Source organism: Candidatus Wallbacteria bacterium, assembly GCA_028687545.1.
In the GTDB taxonomy this organism is placed as follows: Bacteria; Muiribacteriota; JAQTZZ01; order JAQTZZ01; family JAQTZZ01; genus JAQTZZ01.
This window is the reverse complement of sequence record JAQTZZ010000044.1, coordinates 1-17422: the sequence shown is the minus strand read 5'-3', so window position 1 is coordinate 17422 and position 17422 is coordinate 1. Positions and strand designations below refer to the sequence as shown.

Sequence of the window (17422 nt, the reverse complement as noted above, 5' to 3'; positions counted from 1 at the left end):
ATATCAGAGATACTTGGCTTTGCAAATGTTATTCTTGGCATCAACAATCTGGGTGCGGAGCTGGGCCAGACTGTCTTCATTGACCCCTGAACCTAAGGTGTCGCGGTATTTTGCTTCGAGCTGGGTCAGGTTCTTTTCCTGGTTACTGATGCTGAGCTCCTTGGCTGAATTGAAGCTGCTGTTGATGAAGGTTCCATTAGTAGCTGTCACCAGGGTTGTAGCGGGCTTGATTATGCTCAGCGGGTTGATCTGATTATTGACAGCAGTGGAAGCTTCGGAAATGATCTGGCTCGCCAGTTTATTCAGGTCGCAGCCTGAATTGCTGCAGCAGGACTGGATCTGGTTGGTGATGTTTTTGAAACTGGCTGCAACAGCTTCAGCCTGTTTGGGCTGGATGGCGCTCTGGATGGAGGCTACATTCTTGAGAAGCTCATCGCCCTTCAGATTGACTACTCTTGCTGTCTGCTCCACAAGGGAATTCAACTGATTGTAATCTTTGGCTGCTCCAAGGGCAATGGTTTCCGAGTCCTTTTCCGCAAATATTTCAATCAGGTTGTAATACTGAGAAAGCGAGGCATTCTCGACTTTGGTGAGAGCGTTTGTGCTGCGGGCTTTATCATTCAGGGCTTGGAAATTGCCCTGCTGGGAGGAATTAATTTTACAGCAGGCTCTGCCGAAAGCTCCCTTGGGGAAGTTTTTTAACGCATTCGCAACAATCTGGCAGATATTGGCTGCCAGTGCGCAGCCGGGAATTATTTTAAGAATATCGGCAGCCAGTTGAGTGCCCCAGGCCAGAAAATCGATGATGCCTGCGGCGTAGGCTGGTGTAGTAACTCCTGGAACAGGAAGCATTCCCAGTGTAACTGCAAGGATCAGGAATACGCAGATACCTCTTCTTATACTCATTTTGTCCTCCTTGAATGATGCATTTTATGATAAAAACATATTACAAAATGCATTTTTATTTTTTATCTTACTCCGATTATACCTAAAAGTTTCAGTTTTTTCAAGAAATATCAGATTTTGATGTCTAATTTCTGTCCAATGCCGGAATCCTTGCAAGCGGATTGGGAATTTGGTCTCTGTTTAACCTTTTTCCAACCCTTAGTTTCCGAATCGTCTTTTCCGACCGGCTTTAAAGCCTTGGTCTTCTGAATCTGCTGGAGCTTCAATTCGCTGATGGGTGTGATTTTGTCCATTTTCCGCCTCAGACTGAATTCAGTATATCCTTACTTTAATCATATAAGTTTTACGGGATATTTCCATTTTTTTCCTAAATAATTTGAACCTTTCGATCTTTTTTCGGATATTGTTAGTTGATGAGAGAACAAGCGAAAAAAATCTACCTGGAATTCCTCTCCGGGAAATCCGCAGCCTTCCCGGAGCTGGTCAGACTCCTGACCCCGAGATTCTACCGGATGTTCAGGCACCTGGGAGCTGATCAGTATGAAGCCGAAGACTGCTGCCAGGATTTTTTCCTGGCCATCTTCCGCTCTGGTGGAAGCTATGACAGGACCAGGGACTTCCTGCCCTGGGCCTATATGATCGCAAGGCATCTGTATTTCAGATCCAGGGAAGCTTCAAAGATCAAGATAATCCCGATCTTTGAAAGCCTGCAGGCGGCTGAAGTGCAGAGAGACGATACCGGGATCTGCGAACTGCTGGCTCTGCTCTCAGAGGAGAAACGGGCGGTGTTTGAACTGAAACACTTTCAGGACCTGAAGTTCCAGGAGATCGCTGAAGTCCTGGAGATCCCGGTGGGAACCGTCAAATCCAGGATGTTCGCGGCTGTATCTGAACTGGGAGAAATCATGAAGAGGAGAGAAACATGAAGCATCTGAGCGAAGAAATCATTGTCACCTATATTTACGGAGAAGCGACTGGCGAGGAAATCCGGGAAGTGGAGCAGCACCTTTCAACCTGCAGTGAATGCTCAGGAAAAATCTCTACAATCCGGGCCACAATGAAGAGCATTGACCGGAAGGATAATCTGCCTGTCCCGGAAATGCTCTGCGACAAACTCGCTGCTTCCTTTGAATCCAGGGAACAGAATTCCGCAGGGAGCGCTCCCTCGGAAATTCTGACTCCCGTTGAACTGGCGGGATTCCTGAGAATCCCGCTGGATGTTATATATGAGCTGCTCCCCGACATCCCTTATCTTACCCTGGCCGGCCAGATCAGGTTCAGGAGAAGCTCAGTGGAGAAATGGCTGGAACTGCGCGAGCATAACCCTGTTTCTCTCACACACAAGGAAGCACAAGACACTGGCGTTTCACCCAAATTCTGGAGAAACGTAGTCTAGGAGGTTATTATGGAAAAGAAAATACTGGCTGATTTTTTCAGGCATTTCGCGAAGCTGCTGGGTTCAGGCACCCCGATCCGGGACACTCTCAGCATCTGCAGGAAACAGAATTACATGAGCGGGCATGAAGATCTGATGGACTTTCTGATCCAGTGCCTGAACTCAGGCAAAGACTTCGGTGAATCCTTGGAGAAGCTTGGGTTTCGCGGCGAGTATCTGAATTTTGTGACCAGGGGTGAATCCGCCGGAAATCTGGACGAAACAGCCGCCAAACTGGCTGATGTACTGGCTTCAGACTGCAGCAGCGAAACCTGCATTCAACTGGCAGTCCCTGTACAGGAAGCAGGTAAATCATCTGAAGCGGACATTATCAGAATGGTAAACCAGTGGATTTCAGACTGCGTGGAGCGGCATGCCAGCGACCTGCATATCATTCCTGTTCCCGGCAGGGATGCTGTAGTCAAATACCGGGTGAACGGAGTGCTCGAGGAGGCAGCGAGGATCAGCCGGGAAATCCTGCCTATGGTCACAGTCAGGATCAAATCTATGGCCGCCTTGGAAGTGGCTGAGCGAAGGCTGCCCCAGGACGGCAGGATTCAAATCAGAGTCAATGGCAGGGAATGCGACCTCAGGATTGCCACACTTCCCACACTTCTCGGGGAAAAGATCACTGCCCGTTTTATCCAGAAGACTGATGTGCTGATCGGACTGGACAAAATCGATTTTTCCGGCAGGGATTTCCAGGCTGCCATGGAGATGATCGGTAAGCCATATGGGATGATTTTTGTGACAGGTGCCACAGGGCAGGGGAAAAGCACCACCTGCTATTCCCTGCTCCAGGAATACCTGAAAAAAGGCTGCAATGTGGTGACAGTGGAGCTGCCCATCGAGTATGTCATGAGCGGAGCCACTCAGATTCATGTCGATCCGAGTATCGGACTTACACCGTTAGCTGCTCTCAGATCAGCGATGCGTTCCGATCCGGACGTGATCTTCATCAGCGAATTCTCGGACTGGCTGACCATCGAACTGGCGATCAAGGCAGCTCAGACAGGCCATGTTGTAATCGGGGTGTTTCACGCCAAGAGCGTGCTGGAACTGCTGGAAACCCTTCTTTCGATGGAAAAGCTTGAGCCGTCTCTGATCGCGAATGTCCTGAACGGAGTGATTTCCCAGGCGCTGGTGCGCAAGCTCTGCGACTGCAAGGAAAAGGTCAAGACAGCTCCGGGAATGGCGAAAAAGCATAAACTGGGAACAGTTTACCAGGCAAAGGGTTGCGACAAATGCCTCAGTTCAGGCTATCTGGGCCGTGTCCCGGTGCGTGAAGTGATTGTTCTCAGCCATGAACTGAAGGAAGCCTTCGCTGCAGCAGACAGGGACAGAATCAAAAAACTCGTCACCAGCTCACTGCATGAACGGGCTCTGGAACTGGTCAGGGATGGAGTGACCTCTCTCGAAGAAGTGCAGAGGGTGTTCGGGGTGATTTAAAAATCCCGTAGAAGTTCAACGAAGATAAAAAAAGGGGCTGACTTTTCGGACAGCCCCTTTTAGTAATGGAACTCAGTTAAAAATGAGGTTATAGACTTCCGTATCCGGCGCTCCAGCCGGCAGGTTAAGGTAACTCCCGGTCAGATCTTCAGCTGAGAAGAAATAGTAAATCCTGGTGCCTGCGGTCTGGGCAGGGATCTGCCCCTGATAGGCACCATTCTTCAGGGAAAGTTTCAGAGGCTGATAAGCCCCGTTTCTCTCAGTAGACCAGAAAAGCCTGGCGCCATCCTGGGAAAGAGGATTGCGGCTTTCCACTTCCAGGCGCACAGTCACAGGTTCGCCTGCCTTGCCAGCCCTGGCAGGGTTATAAATCAACTTCATGCCATCAGTATACTGTGTAATTGTAGTGCAGTGGATAGCACCTCCATAATTAATGATGTCGCTGCTGTCGAAGCCCTGCACATCGTAACCAGGCAGGCAGTTCCGGTAAATTTCCAGCGCTCTTTCGTCATCCGCGATTCCGAAAACAGGCACCAGCACCTTTTTATTGATGATCAGGGAATTAGTATAGGTATAAGTGGATCTGGGATGATCCGGCATCGGGATCCGCACTACATTGAATTTCTGGCCAAGCCCGTTGGTTTCATTGGCCATGATGCGGGCATTTTCTTCCAGGATTTCATAGTTGCCTGAGTATCCTGCGCTAGGTCCGCTGTGCTGGCTGACAATGATCGTATTATCATTCAGAAGCTTCATCTGTATGTCGATATGGCCTGTTCCGCCTGCAGATCCGTCTTTCAGGCGTTTCAGCCAGATCACCCTGTTGACCCCGAAATAATCGCGGTAGATCTGCTCCACCTGCTCTTTGGTATAGGTAACGCCCCAGGAGTTCTTCCTCAGCTGAACATCTGAAATGATGGCAACTCCATGTCCGTCGAGCATGATATTGCCGCCTTCAGTGATCAGGTTGGATTCATTGACAGGAATTCCTTTCAGCTGGCCGAATTTGATCGGGAAAGCATCATCATTCTGCCTGTCGCGGTAATACTTGGTATCGATGATTTCACGGTTTCCGCCGTTCTTCAGGATCCACCAGGGGCCGAAATCCCGCATCCAGACTGCGTCAAGAGGAACATTGAGGAATTCGATGTTCGACAAGTTGGCTCCGACTGAACTTAACTTGGACTTGATCGCAGAAAGGTTATAATCATAGGCGATATAGACTTTGGAATCCTCTGCCACGAATTTGGCCATCTGGGCGAGCAAATCTTCCCAGCCTTTCCATGACAGGAACAGCGCATCTGCAGGTTCATATTCGGCAGGCGCGGTGAATGTCCCTGTCGGCTTTCTGCCGGCGCGGAACGCTCTCACCGGAGGCATTTTTCTGACTGCTTCCCACTCTTCAGCCGTCATCGCTGCAGGCAGCGGTGTGGATGAGTTGCCGGCAGGTTCTTTTTCAATTTTGCTGTTAATGTCGTCCTGCTGAACCGGTTCAGACATGACTGCAAAAGTGAGTGTAAGACAGAAAAGCACTGCAAGTAATCTGATCACAAACCCTCCTTATGAAAATTAAGATCTGACGTCTCTATGTAATAAATTATATCCGGATTTGAATATTTGTAAACAGAAAATGAAGGCAAAACACTAAGGATTGAATCTCAAAATAGATTCTGAGATACTGAGTGAAGAATTAGCAATTTAAGGAGTCAGCGTGGCACGCAAATTAAAAATCCTGGTAATCCTGACAGGCGGCACGATCATGATGGAGAGGAGCGACAAAGCCGGTCCGCTCGAACCTGGCAGCTGTACCCCTCTGTCCGAGCTTCTCTCCCTTTTTACCCCGGACTTTGATTTCCACTATCACTCGCTTTTCAATCTGGACAGCTCCAATATGCAGCCTGAGCACTGGCAGACCCTGGCCCGCTGCATCTTCGAGAGACTCGCTGATTTCGATGGATTTTTAATCCTGCACGGCACAGACACCATGTGTTACACAGCTGCCGCACTTTCATTCATGCTGGAAGGAATCAGAAAACCTGTGATCATCACCGGATCGCAGCTGCCGCTCCGCGATCCCGGGTCTGACGGGCACAACAATGTGATCAATTCCCTGCTTCTGACCAGAAAAAATCCGGGCGGTGTATTCATTGTGTTCGGGAGCCAGGTGATCCGCGGAACCAGGGCCAAAAAAGTCAGCTCCTTTGATCTGCAGGCTTTCACCTCAGTCAACGAGGAACCGATCGGGGTGATCGGGCTCTCCATCCGCTGGCGCGAAGGCATTCCAGGCAAAGCTGGAAAGCCGAAACTGCGGGATAAACTGGACAGCAGGGTAGCTCTTTTGAAAATCCATCCCGGATTTTCGCCTGAACTGTTTGATTACTGCATCAAATCCGGCAACAAGGGCATCATCCTTGAGAGCTACGGTGTAGGAAACGTACCCGACAATTTCCGCTCGCTGCCTCCGATGATCAGGAAAGCTACCAAACAGGGCACCCTGATCGTGATCGTATCCCAGTGCATGGTGGGAATCACTGATCTCACAATTTACGAAGCTGGAAAAGAAGCGCTCGAAGCCGGGGCAATCTCCGGTTATGATATGACACCTGAAACAGCGCTGGTCAAATTGATGTGGACACTGGGAAATTTCCCTGAAAATAAAGTGCGCATCATCATGGAAACCCCGGTCCGCGGGGAATTGACTCCAAACTAACCGACTGCGATTCTTTTCGCCTGATGTTTGGAGAAATCAAGATGTTCTTCCGACAGAACTGAAATGAAAGCATCCACAAGTATAGGGTCGAACTGGTGGCCAGCACAGGTTTTCAGCTCTTCCATCGCCCTTTCCCTGGAGCAGCTTTTTCTGTAAGGCCGGTCAGAGGTCATGGCATCGAAAGTATCGGCGATGGAGATGATCCGGGAACCAAGCGGGATGTCTTCCCCGGCCAGCGAATCCGGATAGCCTTTACCGTCGAATCGCTCATGATGATGTTTCAGGAACAGGCTCACTTCCTCCAGAAATTTGATGCTCTTGATGATTTCGGTGCCCAGGACAGGATGCTTCTTGATCTCCTCAAATTCCTCCCTGGTGAGTTTTCCCGGTTTCATCAGGATCTTCTCAGGTACGCCGATCTTGCCGATATCGTGGAGCAGGGCAGTATGCTTGATCACTTCAAGTTCTTCCAGAGTACAGCCGATCTTCCGGGAGATCGCGACTGCGTATTCAGCCACCCGCTTGGAATGTCCGTGTGTATAAGGGTCCTTGGCATCAATGGCGGCTGCCAGGGACTGGATTGTTGTCAAATAAAGGTTGATCAGCTCAGTGTAAAGGTTGGCGTTTTCGAGGGCATTGGCGCCCTGATAGGCAATCGTAGTCAGGAGTTCGAGATTTTCCTGTGAGAAGGCCTGGAAATGGGACAGGTCACGTTCCAGATTGATCACTCCCAGGATCTTGTTCTTGAAGATCAGCGGCACAGTGATCAGGGAATACTCCCCTCCATCAGGGAAAAATTTCTTGTATTCATCGCTGCGATTCGTATTTTTCACGAGAATCGGTTTCTTCATTTTGACTGAGAGTCCTGCCACCCCTTCGCCGATCTCGAAAGTAATCTTGCGCTCGCGCTCCGGAATGCCATACACCTGCTTGATCTTGAGTTTTTTGCCTTCATTGTCAAGCAGCATCAGGGAAGCCCTGTCAGCGTTGAAAATTCTCTGTACTTCGTTGATGAAAAGCGACAGTACCTTCTCGATGTTCAGGGAAGAAGAAAATCTGTTGCCCAGGGAATTGATCATCGAGAGTTCCTGCAGTTTCTCCGTGGCTTTCTCATACAGACGCGCATTGGCGATGGCCGAGGCCACCTGGATTGCAATCGTTTCCATCAGGTTGCAGTCGTCGGAATTGAATGCTTCGCCGCCCTTTTTGTTGTTGAGATTGATCACCCCGATTATTTCGTTTCTCAGGATCAATGGTACACTGAGCAGCGAATTAGCCTTCAGTTCTTTGCGGTAATATCTGGAAAACTGCCTGTCGTTTTTCAGGTCCTTGATCAAAAGTGGAACACCTGTCTTGGCCACGTACCCGGAAATGCCCTCTCCCATGGGAATTTTGGTATCCCTGATTATCTGTTCCTCAAGACCGATCGCTGCCTTGATCTCCAGTTCCTCGGAATCTTTGTTGAGCAGCATCAGCGAAGCATGCTCCACCTTCATCACCTTCACAACCAGGTCAATAATCTTGGAAAGCAGGGTATCCAGATCCAGGATGGTGCTGATGGCTTTGTTGATCTGAAACAGGATCGACAGTTCAGAGACCTTCTGGCTTGCCTTCTTGTAAAGCCGGGAATTTTCTATGATCTTGGCAGCCTGGGCCGCGAGATTAGAAAGCAGAATCTCATCTTCCTTGTCAAAAGAGGCGATGTTTTTACTGTCTACGTTCAGGACACCGATTACAGTTTCACCGGACATCAGCGGAACCGCGAGTTCGGATTTCACTTCCTCATTGGTCTTGAAGAAGCGGTTGTCCTTACGTACATCCGGCACGTTGAGCAGTTTGGCGTGCTCTGCGGTCCATCCGGTGATGCCCTGCCCGATTTTCAGCCTGATCTTGTTCACCAGGTCCTGATCTTTGCCGGTAGCCACCATCAAGTCCAGATAGCCGTCTTCTCCGAGCAGCAGGATCGCGCCGGTGTGAGCCTGGGTGATCTTGAAAGCTGTATCGAGTATGATCTGGAGGATGGATTTCAGGTCATAAATAGTGTTCATTCCCTCGGAAACGCTCTCCAGGGAATAGATGATCTTCTCTTTACGTTCGTTTTCGCGCTTCACCCTCTCGAATTCGAGTTTTTCAGACAACAGGTTTTCCAGATCCGGCAAAATTTCCTTGGAGTTGGTCTCGAAAATCCAGGCGCCGGCGCCTTCTCCGACTTTTCCCTGATATGAAAGCTCGCTTTTTTTCTGCCTGAACGAAAAGACTTCGCCGCCTTTCTTGTCCCTGATCACAAGGTCGCAACCGCATTTCTCGCAGAAGCCAATCAAAAAATTGAGGAATCTGTCGTCCTTCTGTTTCGCCATTTTAGCCAATACCTCTTCCCGCCAAAAATCCGCTAGCGACGGCGGCTGCTTTAATAATTAAACCTTAATCCACAGGAAAAGTCAAGGCTATTCCCGATTCCGAGCCGGAATCGCTATATATGCCAGGTATCCGATCAGACCATCGAAGAGTGTCAGCGCCAGGATCAGGCTGGAAAATGCGAAGGCCACGGCTGCCGACAACTTGAATCGTGCGAAATAGAGCATGACCGTCCCCTCGCGGGTGCCGAAGCCTGAGACTGAAACCGGAAGCAAAACGGCGACGCTGACGCTTGAGCAGACCAGAAAAATCTGCAGCAGGGAAAGTTCAACTCCCAGCGCAATTGACGCTATATACATCCTGAAATAGAAAAAACAGATCGAAACAGCTGTAACTGCGAAAATCCAGCACTGCCGCTTTGGATTGAGAAAAGCCCTGTAATCCATGCTGATACCGGATAGAGCTTCAGGGAGGAACCTGGTCAGGTTTCCAGCCCGGAACTTTAAAATTCTCAGGATCAGGACACACAAAAGGCCGGTTCCGGCCGACAGGAGTATGATCCTGGCAGATATCCCAAAAGTATAGATAATCGATAAAATTCCGAACAGCAGGGTAACCAGCAAATCCCAGAGCCTGTCAATGAAAGTCGCGGCAGCTGCTTTTTTCAGGTCAGTTGTTTCCAGAAATTTGAACTTGATCAGATCTCCTAGCCTGCCTGGTGTGAAAATACCGAAGAAAAGGCCTGCAAAATAATATAGATTCAATTGATAAAAACCGTCCCTGCAGGGAACTCCAAGATCAGCAAGCAGCTCCCGCCAGCGCAATGTTTTCAACATCATCTGGGGAAATACAACCAGGCAGGAAAGAACAAAGGGAAGCAACTTTAGATTACGAACCAGTTCCAGGTATCTTTCCCAGTCCACAAATCGCAGCAGGTAGATAAGCAGAGCCAGGCCGATCAGCTTGTAATAAGGCGTTTTGAGATCAAATTTCATAGGGGTATTCGGAAAGCTCAGGTTCCATCTGACTGTCCTTTTTGACCAGGGACGGGGTCAGAAACATCACAGTCGACATGTCCCGGCTTTTTGAGCCGGAGAGCCCGCCGAGCACCACAGTTTCGCCACCCCTTACTCTCACAAGGGTCTCTGTGTCCGTACTGGAAGTATGCAGCTGTCCGTCTGCACCGGCATCGCTTTGACTGGAAATGGTCAGCATGATCTGCAGTTCGATTTCCCTGTTCTCACGGATTTTCGGATTAACGGTGAGTTTGATGTCAGCAGGATTGTAAAGCGCTGAGCAGGACTCGCCAACATTGATTGTGGCGCTCTTTCCGTCTTCCATCCTGATAATCGGGCTGGACAGGATGCGGGCTCGATTGCTATGTGCCAGCATCTCCAGAGAAGCCAGCAGGCCATTGCACTGATTCTCGGATGTCCCGATATAACAGACCTTGTATGTCATCGGCATTCCCTGCATCATGATACCCATTCGGTCCAGATCGCTTTCATTGATGTCCATGACCCTCACGTCAATCCTGACTTCGTTTTGGCGGCCTACAGCTTTTTTTTCAGCAGTAAGATTAAAACTCAGCAAGAACAGGCTTGAAACAACCAGCTGAAAAATTACCGAATTAATCTTCATCAGTAATCTTATCGGATTTTTGTCTTCTGAAATAAGGAAATCCGTTTATATGAATCCGAGATTCAGATAAAATCCAACGATTTTGAAGGCTATCAATGCTGCGGTCAGCCCGAAAACCAGGGCTGAGAGAATTTTAGTTGCCAGCCTGAGAGATTTCTGGTGTTTGGCTCTGAGTACTCCGCTCTCAGCCAGAATTACCCTGGGCAGAGTTCCTGACACTTCGCCTGAGGCGATGGATGCGAGCAGAGACTTGTCTGTGACTGTTCCGCTCTTCCCCATGGCTTCAGAAAACGTGGCACCCCTGGAGATTTCCAGGTCCGCCCTGGAAATTTTAGCGATCAGCGATCCGGTCTTGAGTATCCCGGCTGCTCCGTGAAGCGCTTCGTGGACATTGATGCCCGCATCCAGCTGTATGCCGAGTACTTGCAGAAAATCGGTGAATTCACTCCCCTGCAGGAAAGTGCTGAGATACGGAATCTTTATCAGCCTCTCACGGCTTTTTTTGTCCAAAAAAGAAAACACCAGATAACCGATCACTGCGTAAAAAACGAAAAGCTGAGGCAGTACGCGCAGCAGGTAGCTGAACATTCCGTCGGTAGCCCAGCGCCCGATTTCCGGCAGTAGAATTGCCATATGGGCGAGGAAAAACGGATAAGCGATTCCAGAAGCGAATCCATAGGCATTTTCCACCCTGGCAGCATAATATCCTGAAAGAGATTTCAGAAAATGTGGCCAGTTGCCGGTTCTGGCGGCCAGATCGAGCATTTTTCTGTCGAAGTCTGGAAAAACTTCTGGAAATTGGGGTAAAACATCACCAAGGGCCTGCCCGCTGTCGACGGCACTGCAGAGTTTGTCGATTACCACATCAGGCAGGAGCCCCCGGCAGGTGGAAAGGGATCTGGTCAGAGGAAGCCCGGCGTTCAAGGATCCGGCGAGCGCGTCGTAAAACTTGACCCGCCGGTTTTCCTGCATCCAGTTCAACACAACAGACTCTTGATTTTCCCGGAAATGCCGATTGCGTCGAGACCTTCCATGCGGTACAGGTCTCCGCTGTCCCCGGAAACGGAATAGTTTTCCGGACCAAGGCAGAGCAGCCTGGTCTTAACTCCCTTTGCCGCCATGTATCTAGCCAGAGTAGATCCGAATCCGGACTGGTTGAGATGGTCCTCAACTGTAATCCACCACGAGTTATCCGCTGTCCTCTCCAGAACGCTTTCATCGATCGAAAGCGGACAGCTGACGGAAAACACATTCACTGAAATGCCTTCTTTTTTCAGCATCGACCAAGCCTTCAGGCAGACCCCGGCCAGCTGCCCCACTGCAAAAATGCTGACCTGCACCCCTTTTTCCTCTCGTAATGCCACTGTCTCACCGTATTTGAAACGATATTTCTCCGGGAACTGAACAGTTCCATCCTCCCGCTTGAGAATTTCAAGCTTGCTCCTGCCCATCACGGCCAGAAAATTTCCCTTGGAAACTGCTATTTCTTTGATCACGCGGTCGGTCTGGTTTGGGTCAGCCGGCACCACTACCTTGAATCCCGGCAGATTCCGGAACAGCCCCACATAGTCAATGCAGTGATGGGTTTTGCCGTCTTCCCCGACATCCAGTCCGCAATGTGTGCAGCAGAGCTTAAGCTCGCTCTGGTTGATATCGTTGAGGCGGGCCTGGTTGTATGTCTCATCCACACCGAACACTCCGAAGTCGGACCAGAAGGTCAGAATACCCTGGGTGGAAAGTGCACCGGCCATTGTTGCAGCATGGTGTTCCTGGATTCCAGCCTGGAAAAAGTTAGCAGGGTATTTTTTCATAAATTCATCGGTTTTTACAGATCCGGCCAGGTCGCAGTCCAGGACTGCCATGGGAAGTACACCATTTCTGAGGTTGGCAGCCGCGATATCCAGGAGCGCGTTGCCATAGGCACTGCGGTTATCGGTCTTTTCGGAATAAACCCTGGGTTCCGCAGAAATTACGGGGCAGGGTTGATTTGTAAACGTGTTCTGATGCCTTTTCAGGAGAAGCTGTTCCCGTTTCTTTTGGAATAGATTCAGATCATTCTCCTGTCCGAGTTCAGCGATGGCTCTGCTGAATTCCTCTTCTGTCAAAGGTTTTCCATGATACTGATGCTGGTTCTCCATGAATGAGACCATTTTACCCATTACAGTATGGGCAAGTATCATCACTGGTGCTCTGGCTTTGCCTGCCTCATGAAATCCCCTGTAGATGTCCCGGAACGAATGCCCGTCGATTTCGATCGTTTCAAAGCCGTCTGCCTTGTATTCGTCGATCAATCGCTGAGGCATCACTTCTGCTGTATTGCCGGAGATCTGAAGGTGGTTGCAGTCAATGACCACGGTCAAATTGCGCAGTCCATACTTGGCGGCAAAGCGCCTGGCCTCAGAAATCTGCCCTTTCTGCTGCTCACCGTCACCCATTATCACATATACCCGGAAATCGCTTCCTGTCAGACGGGCGGCCAGCGCCATTCCACATCCCGCTGAAAGTCCCTGGCCCAGATTGCCTGTTCCCCATTCCACACCCGGCACTTCCCGCTCAACATGCCCTTCGAAGATACTGCCGGCCAGTCTGAAAGAGGCGATTGCTGTCTGAAGGTCGAAAAATCCGAGATTGCCAAGTACGGAATAGACACCAGGGCTGGTATGTCCGTGGGAGACCACAATCCTGTCACGGCCCGGGTCTTTGATTTTCCGCAGGCAGATATCAGCGAAACTCCAAAGCGTGAGGTAGATGTCGATGGAGGACATCGATCCGCCCGGATGTCCGGATTTTGCGACAGTAGTCATGCGCAGGATGTCGCCACGGCATTTTTTCGCAAGGCGCTCCAGTTCAGCAATCTTTTTACTGTCAGGTACTTTTTCCGAAAACGCGTTCATCTTTTTTCCTCCACAATTTCTCAATCCAACCATATTATTCGAATCCACCTTTTTCATCAAACGAAAAAAAAATGGGAGTATCATCAATACCCCCATTTTTTAAAATCTCAGCGGAGATTACTTGATTTCGACTTCAGCTTTGCAATCCTTGAATTTTTCTTTAATTCCAGCAGCCTCTTCCTTGGTGGCTCCAGTCTTGAGCGGCTTCGGCACTGCCTCGACCAGGTCCTTGGCTTCCTTGAGTCCCAGTCCGGTCACTTCGCGCACAACTTTGATGACCTTGATTTTGTCTGCTGCTTCATAGGACTTCAGGATGGCATCGAATTCAGTTTTCTCTTCAGCGGCGGCTGGAGCTGCTGCTGCAATCCCGGGCATGGCCATCGCCATGGGAGCTGCGGCGGAAACGCCGAATTTTTCTTCCATCGCCTTTACCAGTTCGGACAGCTCAAGCACTGTCATCTTTTCAACGGCTTCCATAATTTGCTCTTTGTTCATTTTTCCTCCTCGAAATTATAAGCTTCTTAGGCTTGTTGTGGTTGAGATTCTTTCTGTTTCTTAACTTCGTTAACACAATTCACGAATCCGCGGATCACGCCCGCGCAGACGTTGACCATGCCGGAAATAGGTGCCTTCATCGTGCAAAGCAGCGTGGCGAGCATAACTTCCCTGCTCGGCAGCTTGGAGAGAGCCTCCAGATCTTTCCTGGTCAGAATCCTGTCGCCCATCAGACCGATCTTGAGCTTGAACTTGTCGTTCTTCTCGGAGATTTCAGTCACGATTTTAGCGGTTCTGGCCTGGTCGCCGTAAGAAAAAACGATACCGTTGGGACCTGTCAGGTATTCGTCTTTGGCGAGCGGGCTGTCTTTACCCAGGGCAAGTTTGAACAAGGTGTTCTTATACACCGTATACTCGGACTTGGATTCTTTTCTGAGTCTGTTTCTCAGTAGATTCAGATTTTCCACAGTCATGCCCTGATATTCAGCAATGATCAGCAGATTGGATTTCTGAAGCTTGGTTCTGATCTGCTCAACATTGTCGCTTTTCTGTTTCTTGTTAAACATTAAGATTCACCTCCTCTCGTTATACATTCTTCTCTAAAAAAAACTTCTGCGTCGAGACGCAGAAGTTTTTGTTACATTCACTCCTGGTCTCGGTAGGATTTTTAGCAGCAGTTACAAACTTGTTTGTTACTGCTGCTTACCTACTGTCTGCGACCTTTTGCTTATCCGTCAAACTGTCGATTGAATCTTAACTATGCCTCCAATGATTTCTTCGCTTCGTTGTGGTCGATGTGGATGCTCGGCCCCATGGTAGGCGAAACGTAGGCACTTTTCATGTATGTTCCTTTGGCTCCGGATGGTTTCACCTTCCAGATTGCCATGAACAGTGTAACATAGTTTTCCTTCAATTTGTCAGGACCGAATGAAACTTTTCCGATCGGCACATGCAGGTTACCCTGCTTGTCGACTTTGAATTCCACGCGTCCACCCTTGATTTCGGTGACTGCCTTGGCCACGTCATTGGTAGCTGTGCCGACCTTGGGGTTCGGCATCAGGCCTCTTGGACCCAGTATTTTGCCGAGTTTTCCGACAAACTTCATCATGTCCGGAGTAGCGATTACCGCATCATAGTCGAGCCATCCGCCCTGGATCTTTTCGATCAGTTCCGGTCCACCGGTAAAGTCCGCGCCAGCGTCCTTGGCTTCCTTTTCCTTGTCACCCTGAGCCAGGACGAGCACTCTCTTGGATTTGCCGGTTCCGTGCGGCAGGCTGATTGTGGATCTGACCTGCTGGTCTGCATACTTGGGATCAACGCCCATGTTGAACGAGGCCAGCACAGTCTCATCAAAGCGGGCGAAGGCAGTACCGGTCAGAAGTTTGAAAGCTTCCTCCAACGTAAACAGCTTTCCTGCTTCAATCTTTTTCTTTGCTTCGTTGTACTTCTTGCCTTTCCTTGCCATTCTAACCTCCTGTGGTTCTAACGTACCCTTCAGGGTACTCCCACCTTAGTCAGCTGTTGGTTCCGCGGAACGCGGGACGTTACCAGCTGCTTAGGTCCTGGCTTTCGAAGAAAGCCGGGACAATAATTCTTTTCCTACTTTGTATAATCTATTTCCAGTCCCATGCTGCGGGCAGTGCCGGCTATGATCTTGAATGCAGCGTCAAGATCATTTGCATTGAGGTCCGGCATTTTCCTTTCAGCTATTTCACGGACTTTGGAAGCCGGGACTTTCTTCTCGAGTTTCTGTTTAAGCGGATTCGGAGAACCACTTTCCACACCAGCCGCTTTTTTTAGAAGTACGGATGCGGGAGGAGTTTTGGTTTCAAAGCTGAAGCTCCGATCAGCGTAAATTGTGATCACCACCGGGATGATTGTGTCGCCTTCCTTGGTGGTCTTGGCATTGAATGCCTTGCAGAATTCCATGATATTGACACCGTGCTGTCCCAGGGCAGGTCCCACCGGAGGAGCCGGATTCGCTTTGCCGGCTGCGATCTGCAGTTTCACGATTGCTGCCACTTTCTTGGCCATATTTCACCTCTTCTTTAAGATCCTTGTTATCCCCTCGCGTTGCTTCGGGGATGAGAAGCTGTAACAGAACCTTCGCGCTGCTCAGGTTCTTAACAGCTTCTTCACAATTCTTCTACCTGCGAGAAATCCAGTTCGACTGAAGTTTCCCTGCCGAATATCTTCAAGAGCAGTTTCACGCTCTGTTTTTCATGGTTGATTTCCCTGATTTCACCTATGAAATCCACAAAAGGTCCTTCCTTGATCCGGACTTTGTCGCCAAGATCGTAATGAAATTCAATTTTCTTCGGTTTGGCCTGCAGCCCGATCTGGGAAAGAATATTATGCACTTCACGTTCTGAAAGAGGTGAGGGTTTGTTGCCAAGTCCAATGAAACCTGTCACTCCAGGTGTGTTTCGCACCACAAACCAGGATTCATCGTCCATTGCCATTTCAATCAGCACATACCCGGGGAAAATCTTGCGGTCTTCCTCTTTCTTGCTCGGGTCCACCTTTGCTTCAACAGGAATCAGGATATTGAAGATCTTGTCCTGCATGCCCATGGTGGCAATCCTATGCTCAAGATTAGCTTTAACTTTGTTTTCGAATCCCGAATAAGTGTGGACAACATACCACTTTTGATTGGACATAACCCTTTGTTACCTCATGCTCAGCAATTGATTGATAATGAATCTGAAAAGTGCATCGACCACACCGACGTAAGCCCCCAACATTAAAGAAAGGAGGAGTACAACCTTGGTCGAGGTAAAAACTCCCTCACGACTCGGCCAGCTTACTTTCTTCAGCTCGCCCCTAACTTCCTTTAGAAATTCTACCACTATCAGCCAGTATTTCTTCATTTCGTACCTCTTACACGTCTATCTGCATCTTGGTTCGTTTTTTAATATCAGTCATCATCAACTCGTTAATGAGTTCTACCGGAAGTACCTCCTATGTAATGGCAGGCCCGGAGGGCCTCGAACCCCCAACCCCCGGTTTTGGAGACCGGTGCTCTGCCAATTGAGCTACGAGCCTACCGAATACGACTGTTGCAACATGCTTTAGTCCCCTTTTGCCAATTGAGATCTGCAACCATAGCTCAGATCCCACTCGCTGTGTTGAAGCTCTTAAGGACTTCCCGTCCTTTAGAGCTTCATATCCCGAAGCTTGCTTCGGGACGCTCGGGGATTAAGTGGCTGTAACGTCCCGCTTGCAACGGGCCTAACAGCCAGCTAAACTTTCGACTCTTTATGCTCAGTATGCTTCTTGTCAAAAGAGCAGTATTTCTTGAGCACAAGCTTGTCCTTGGCGGTTTTCTTGTTTCTAGTGGTGGTATAGTTCTTCCGCTTGCAGACCGTGCATTCCAGGGAAACAATTTCCCGCATAATTTACCCCTTATCTATTCAACTATTGAAACCACGACACCGGCGCCCACGGTCCTGCCGCCTTCGCGAATCGCGAAGCGCAGTTCCTTTTCCATGGCGATCGGGGTGATCAATTTTACTTCGATGCTGATGTTGTCGCCCG

The 17422-nt window shown here is 49.5% G+C and carries 20 protein-coding genes and 1 tRNA gene; 4 read left to right on the top strand and 17 right to left on the bottom strand.

Annotated elements, in window-relative coordinates; genetic code table 11:
• Positions 1–3: 3 nt before the first annotated feature.
• Positions 4–906, bottom strand: a complete 903-nt coding sequence (locus tag PHW04_14725) for a hypothetical protein (protein ID MDD2717142.1) — start codon at positions 904–906, stop codon at positions 4–6.
• 110 nt (positions 907–1016) lie between these two features.
• Entirely contained in the window at positions 1017–1199 is a 183-nt protein-coding gene (locus tag PHW04_14720; protein ID MDD2717141.1) for a hypothetical protein, read from the bottom strand.
• Between the two features lie 120 nt (positions 1200–1319).
• Here PHW04_14720 and PHW04_14715 point away from each other — a divergent pair, with 120 nt between their 5' ends.
• Genes PHW04_14715 through PHW04_14705 form a run of 3 tightly spaced genes read left to right on the top strand, consistent with a single transcriptional unit; the run spans position 1320 to position 3790 of the window.
• Positions 1320–1832 carry an RNA polymerase sigma factor gene (locus tag PHW04_14715; protein MDD2717140.1) on the top strand — a complete coding sequence of 171 codons (513 nt, stop codon included), beginning with the start codon at positions 1320–1322 and terminating at the stop codon, positions 1830–1832.
• A complete protein-coding gene (locus tag PHW04_14710; GenBank protein MDD2717139.1) occupies positions 1829–2302 on the top strand; it encodes a zf-HC2 domain-containing protein in 474 nt (157 codons plus the stop codon). The genes PHW04_14715 and PHW04_14710 overlap by 4 nt, the downstream gene beginning before the upstream one ends.
• A gap of 9 nt (positions 2303–2311) precedes the next feature.
• Positions 2312–3790, top strand: coding sequence for an ATPase, T2SS/T4P/T4SS family (locus tag PHW04_14705; GenBank protein MDD2717138.1), 1479 nt, complete (start codon positions 2312–2314; stop codon positions 3788–3790).
• 72 nt (positions 3791–3862) lie between these two features.
• Here the strand turns inward: PHW04_14705 and PHW04_14700 are convergent, their stop codons facing one another.
• Positions 3863–5341, bottom strand: a complete 1479-nt coding sequence (locus PHW04_14700; protein MDD2717137.1) for an agmatine deiminase family protein — start codon at positions 5339–5341, stop codon at positions 3863–3865.
• Positions 5342–5501: 160 nt separating this feature from the next.
• Here PHW04_14700 and PHW04_14695 point away from each other — a divergent pair, with 160 nt between their 5' ends.
• On the top strand, positions 5502–6500 hold the full coding sequence (locus PHW04_14695) for an asparaginase (protein ID MDD2717136.1): 999 nt from the start codon (positions 5502–5504) through the stop codon (positions 6498–6500).
• Here PHW04_14695 and PHW04_14690 read toward each other — a convergent pair.
• From PHW04_14690 to tuf, 14 genes are all read right to left on the bottom strand, one after another.
• On the bottom strand, positions 6497–8857 hold the full coding sequence (locus PHW04_14690; protein ID MDD2717135.1) for a GAF domain-containing protein: 2361 nt from the start codon (positions 8855–8857) through the stop codon (positions 6497–6499). The genes PHW04_14695 and PHW04_14690 overlap by 4 nt on opposite strands.
• 87 nt (positions 8858–8944) lie before the next feature.
• Positions 8945–9850 carry a lysylphosphatidylglycerol synthase transmembrane domain-containing protein gene (locus PHW04_14685; GenBank protein MDD2717134.1) on the bottom strand — a complete coding sequence of 302 codons (906 nt, stop codon included), beginning with the start codon at positions 9848–9850 and terminating at the stop codon, positions 8945–8947.
• The gene (locus PHW04_14680) at positions 9840–10496 is read right to left on the bottom strand and encodes a hypothetical protein (GenBank protein MDD2717133.1); all 657 of its coding nucleotides are present in this window, start codon (positions 10494–10496) and stop codon (positions 9840–9842) included. Before PHW04_14680 ends, PHW04_14685 begins: the two co-directional genes overlap by 11 nt.
• Before the next feature lie 45 nt (positions 10497–10541).
• A complete protein-coding gene (locus PHW04_14675; protein MDD2717132.1) occupies positions 10542–11468 on the bottom strand; it encodes a type II secretion system F family protein in 927 nt (308 codons plus the stop codon).
• Between the two features lie 5 nt (positions 11469–11473).
• Complete coding sequence (locus PHW04_14670) at positions 11474–13390, bottom strand: transketolase (protein ID MDD2717131.1); 1917 nt, start codon at positions 13388–13390, stop codon at positions 11474–11476.
• Positions 13391–13507: 117 nt separating this feature from the next.
• A complete protein-coding gene (gene rplL / locus PHW04_14665) occupies positions 13508–13885 on the bottom strand; it encodes a 50S ribosomal protein L7/L12 (GenBank protein ID MDD2717130.1) in 378 nt (125 codons plus the stop codon).
• A gap of 26 nt (positions 13886–13911) precedes the next feature.
• The gene (rplJ, locus tag PHW04_14660; GenBank protein MDD2717129.1) at positions 13912–14451 is read right to left on the bottom strand and encodes a 50S ribosomal protein L10; all 540 of its coding nucleotides are present in this window, start codon (positions 14449–14451) and stop codon (positions 13912–13914) included.
• A 191-nt stretch (positions 14452–14642) separates the two neighbouring features.
• Positions 14643–15350, bottom strand: coding sequence for a 50S ribosomal protein L1 (gene rplA / locus PHW04_14655; protein MDD2717128.1), 708 nt, complete (start codon positions 15348–15350; stop codon positions 14643–14645).
• Between the two features lie 134 nt (positions 15351–15484).
• Complete coding sequence (gene rplK / locus PHW04_14650) at positions 15485–15919, bottom strand: 50S ribosomal protein L11 (GenBank protein MDD2717127.1); 435 nt, start codon at positions 15917–15919, stop codon at positions 15485–15487.
• Positions 15920–16020: 101 nt separating this feature from the next.
• The gene (gene nusG / locus PHW04_14645; protein ID MDD2717126.1) at positions 16021–16545 is read right to left on the bottom strand and encodes a transcription termination/antitermination protein NusG; all 525 of its coding nucleotides are present in this window, start codon (positions 16543–16545) and stop codon (positions 16021–16023) included.
• A 9-nt stretch (positions 16546–16554) separates the two neighbouring features.
• Entirely contained in the window at positions 16555–16755 is a 201-nt protein-coding gene (secE, locus tag PHW04_14640) for a preprotein translocase subunit SecE (GenBank protein ID MDD2717125.1), read from the bottom strand.
• A gap of 99 nt (positions 16756–16854) precedes the next feature.
• Positions 16855–16930 (bottom strand) — tRNA-Trp (locus PHW04_14635).
• Between the two features lie 197 nt (positions 16931–17127).
• On the bottom strand, positions 17128–17280 hold the full coding sequence (gene rpmG / locus PHW04_14630) for a 50S ribosomal protein L33 (GenBank protein ID MDD2717124.1): 153 nt from the start codon (positions 17278–17280) through the stop codon (positions 17128–17130).
• Between the two features lie 14 nt (positions 17281–17294).
• On the bottom strand, positions 17295–17422 hold a 128-nt coding region (tuf, locus tag PHW04_14625), incomplete at its 5' end, for an elongation factor Tu (protein MDD2717123.1).

Bases quoted from the DNA above. Each gene is read 5' to 3' on its own strand.
- PHW04_14725 (MDD2717142.1), bottom strand. From the start codon at position 906: ATGAGTATAAGAAGAGGTATCTGCGTATTCCTGATCCTTGCAGTTACA.
- PHW04_14720 (MDD2717141.1), bottom strand. From the start codon at position 1,199: ATGGACAAAATCACACCCATCAGCGAATTGAAGCTCCAGCAGATTCAG.
- PHW04_14715 (MDD2717140.1), top strand. From the start codon at position 1,320: ATGAGAGAACAAGCGAAAAAAATCTACCTGGAATTCCTCTCCGGGAAA.
- PHW04_14710 (MDD2717139.1), top strand. From the start codon at position 1,829: ATGAAGCATCTGAGCGAAGAAATCATTGTCACCTATATTTACGGAGAA.
- PHW04_14705 (MDD2717138.1), top strand. From the start codon at position 2,312: ATGGAAAAGAAAATACTGGCTGATTTTTTCAGGCATTTCGCGAAGCTG.
- PHW04_14690 (MDD2717135.1), bottom strand. From the start codon at position 8,857: ATGGCGAAACAGAAGGACGACAGATTCCTCAATTTTTTGATTGGCTTC.
- PHW04_14685 (MDD2717134.1), bottom strand. From the start codon at position 9,850: ATGAAATTTGATCTCAAAACGCCTTATTACAAGCTGATCGGCCTGGCT.
- PHW04_14680 (MDD2717133.1), bottom strand. From the start codon at position 10,496: ATGAAGATTAATTCGGTAATTTTTCAGCTGGTTGTTTCAAGCCTGTTC.
- PHW04_14675 (MDD2717132.1), bottom strand. From the start codon at position 11,468: ATGCAGGAAAACCGGCGGGTCAAGTTTTACGACGCGCTCGCCGGATCC.
- PHW04_14670 (MDD2717131.1), bottom strand. From the start codon at position 13,390: ATGAACGCGTTTTCGGAAAAAGTACCTGACAGTAAAAAGATTGCTGAA.
- rplL (MDD2717130.1), bottom strand. From the start codon at position 13,885: ATGAACAAAGAGCAAATTATGGAAGCCGTTGAAAAGATGACAGTGCTT.
- rplJ (MDD2717129.1), bottom strand. From the start codon at position 14,451: ATGTTTAACAAGAAACAGAAAAGCGACAATGTTGAGCAGATCAGAACC.
- rplA (MDD2717128.1), bottom strand. From the start codon at position 15,350: ATGGCAAGGAAAGGCAAGAAGTACAACGAAGCAAAGAAAAAGATTGAA.
- rplK (MDD2717127.1), bottom strand. From the start codon at position 15,919: ATGGCCAAGAAAGTGGCAGCAATCGTGAAACTGCAGATCGCAGCCGGC.
- nusG (MDD2717126.1), bottom strand. From the start codon at position 16,545: ATGTCCAATCAAAAGTGGTATGTTGTCCACACTTATTCGGGATTCGAA.
- secE (MDD2717125.1), bottom strand. From the start codon at position 16,755: ATGAAGAAATACTGGCTGATAGTGGTAGAATTTCTAAAGGAAGTTAGG.
- rpmG (MDD2717124.1), bottom strand. From the start codon at position 17,280: ATGCGGGAAATTGTTTCCCTGGAATGCACGGTCTGCAAGCGGAAGAAC.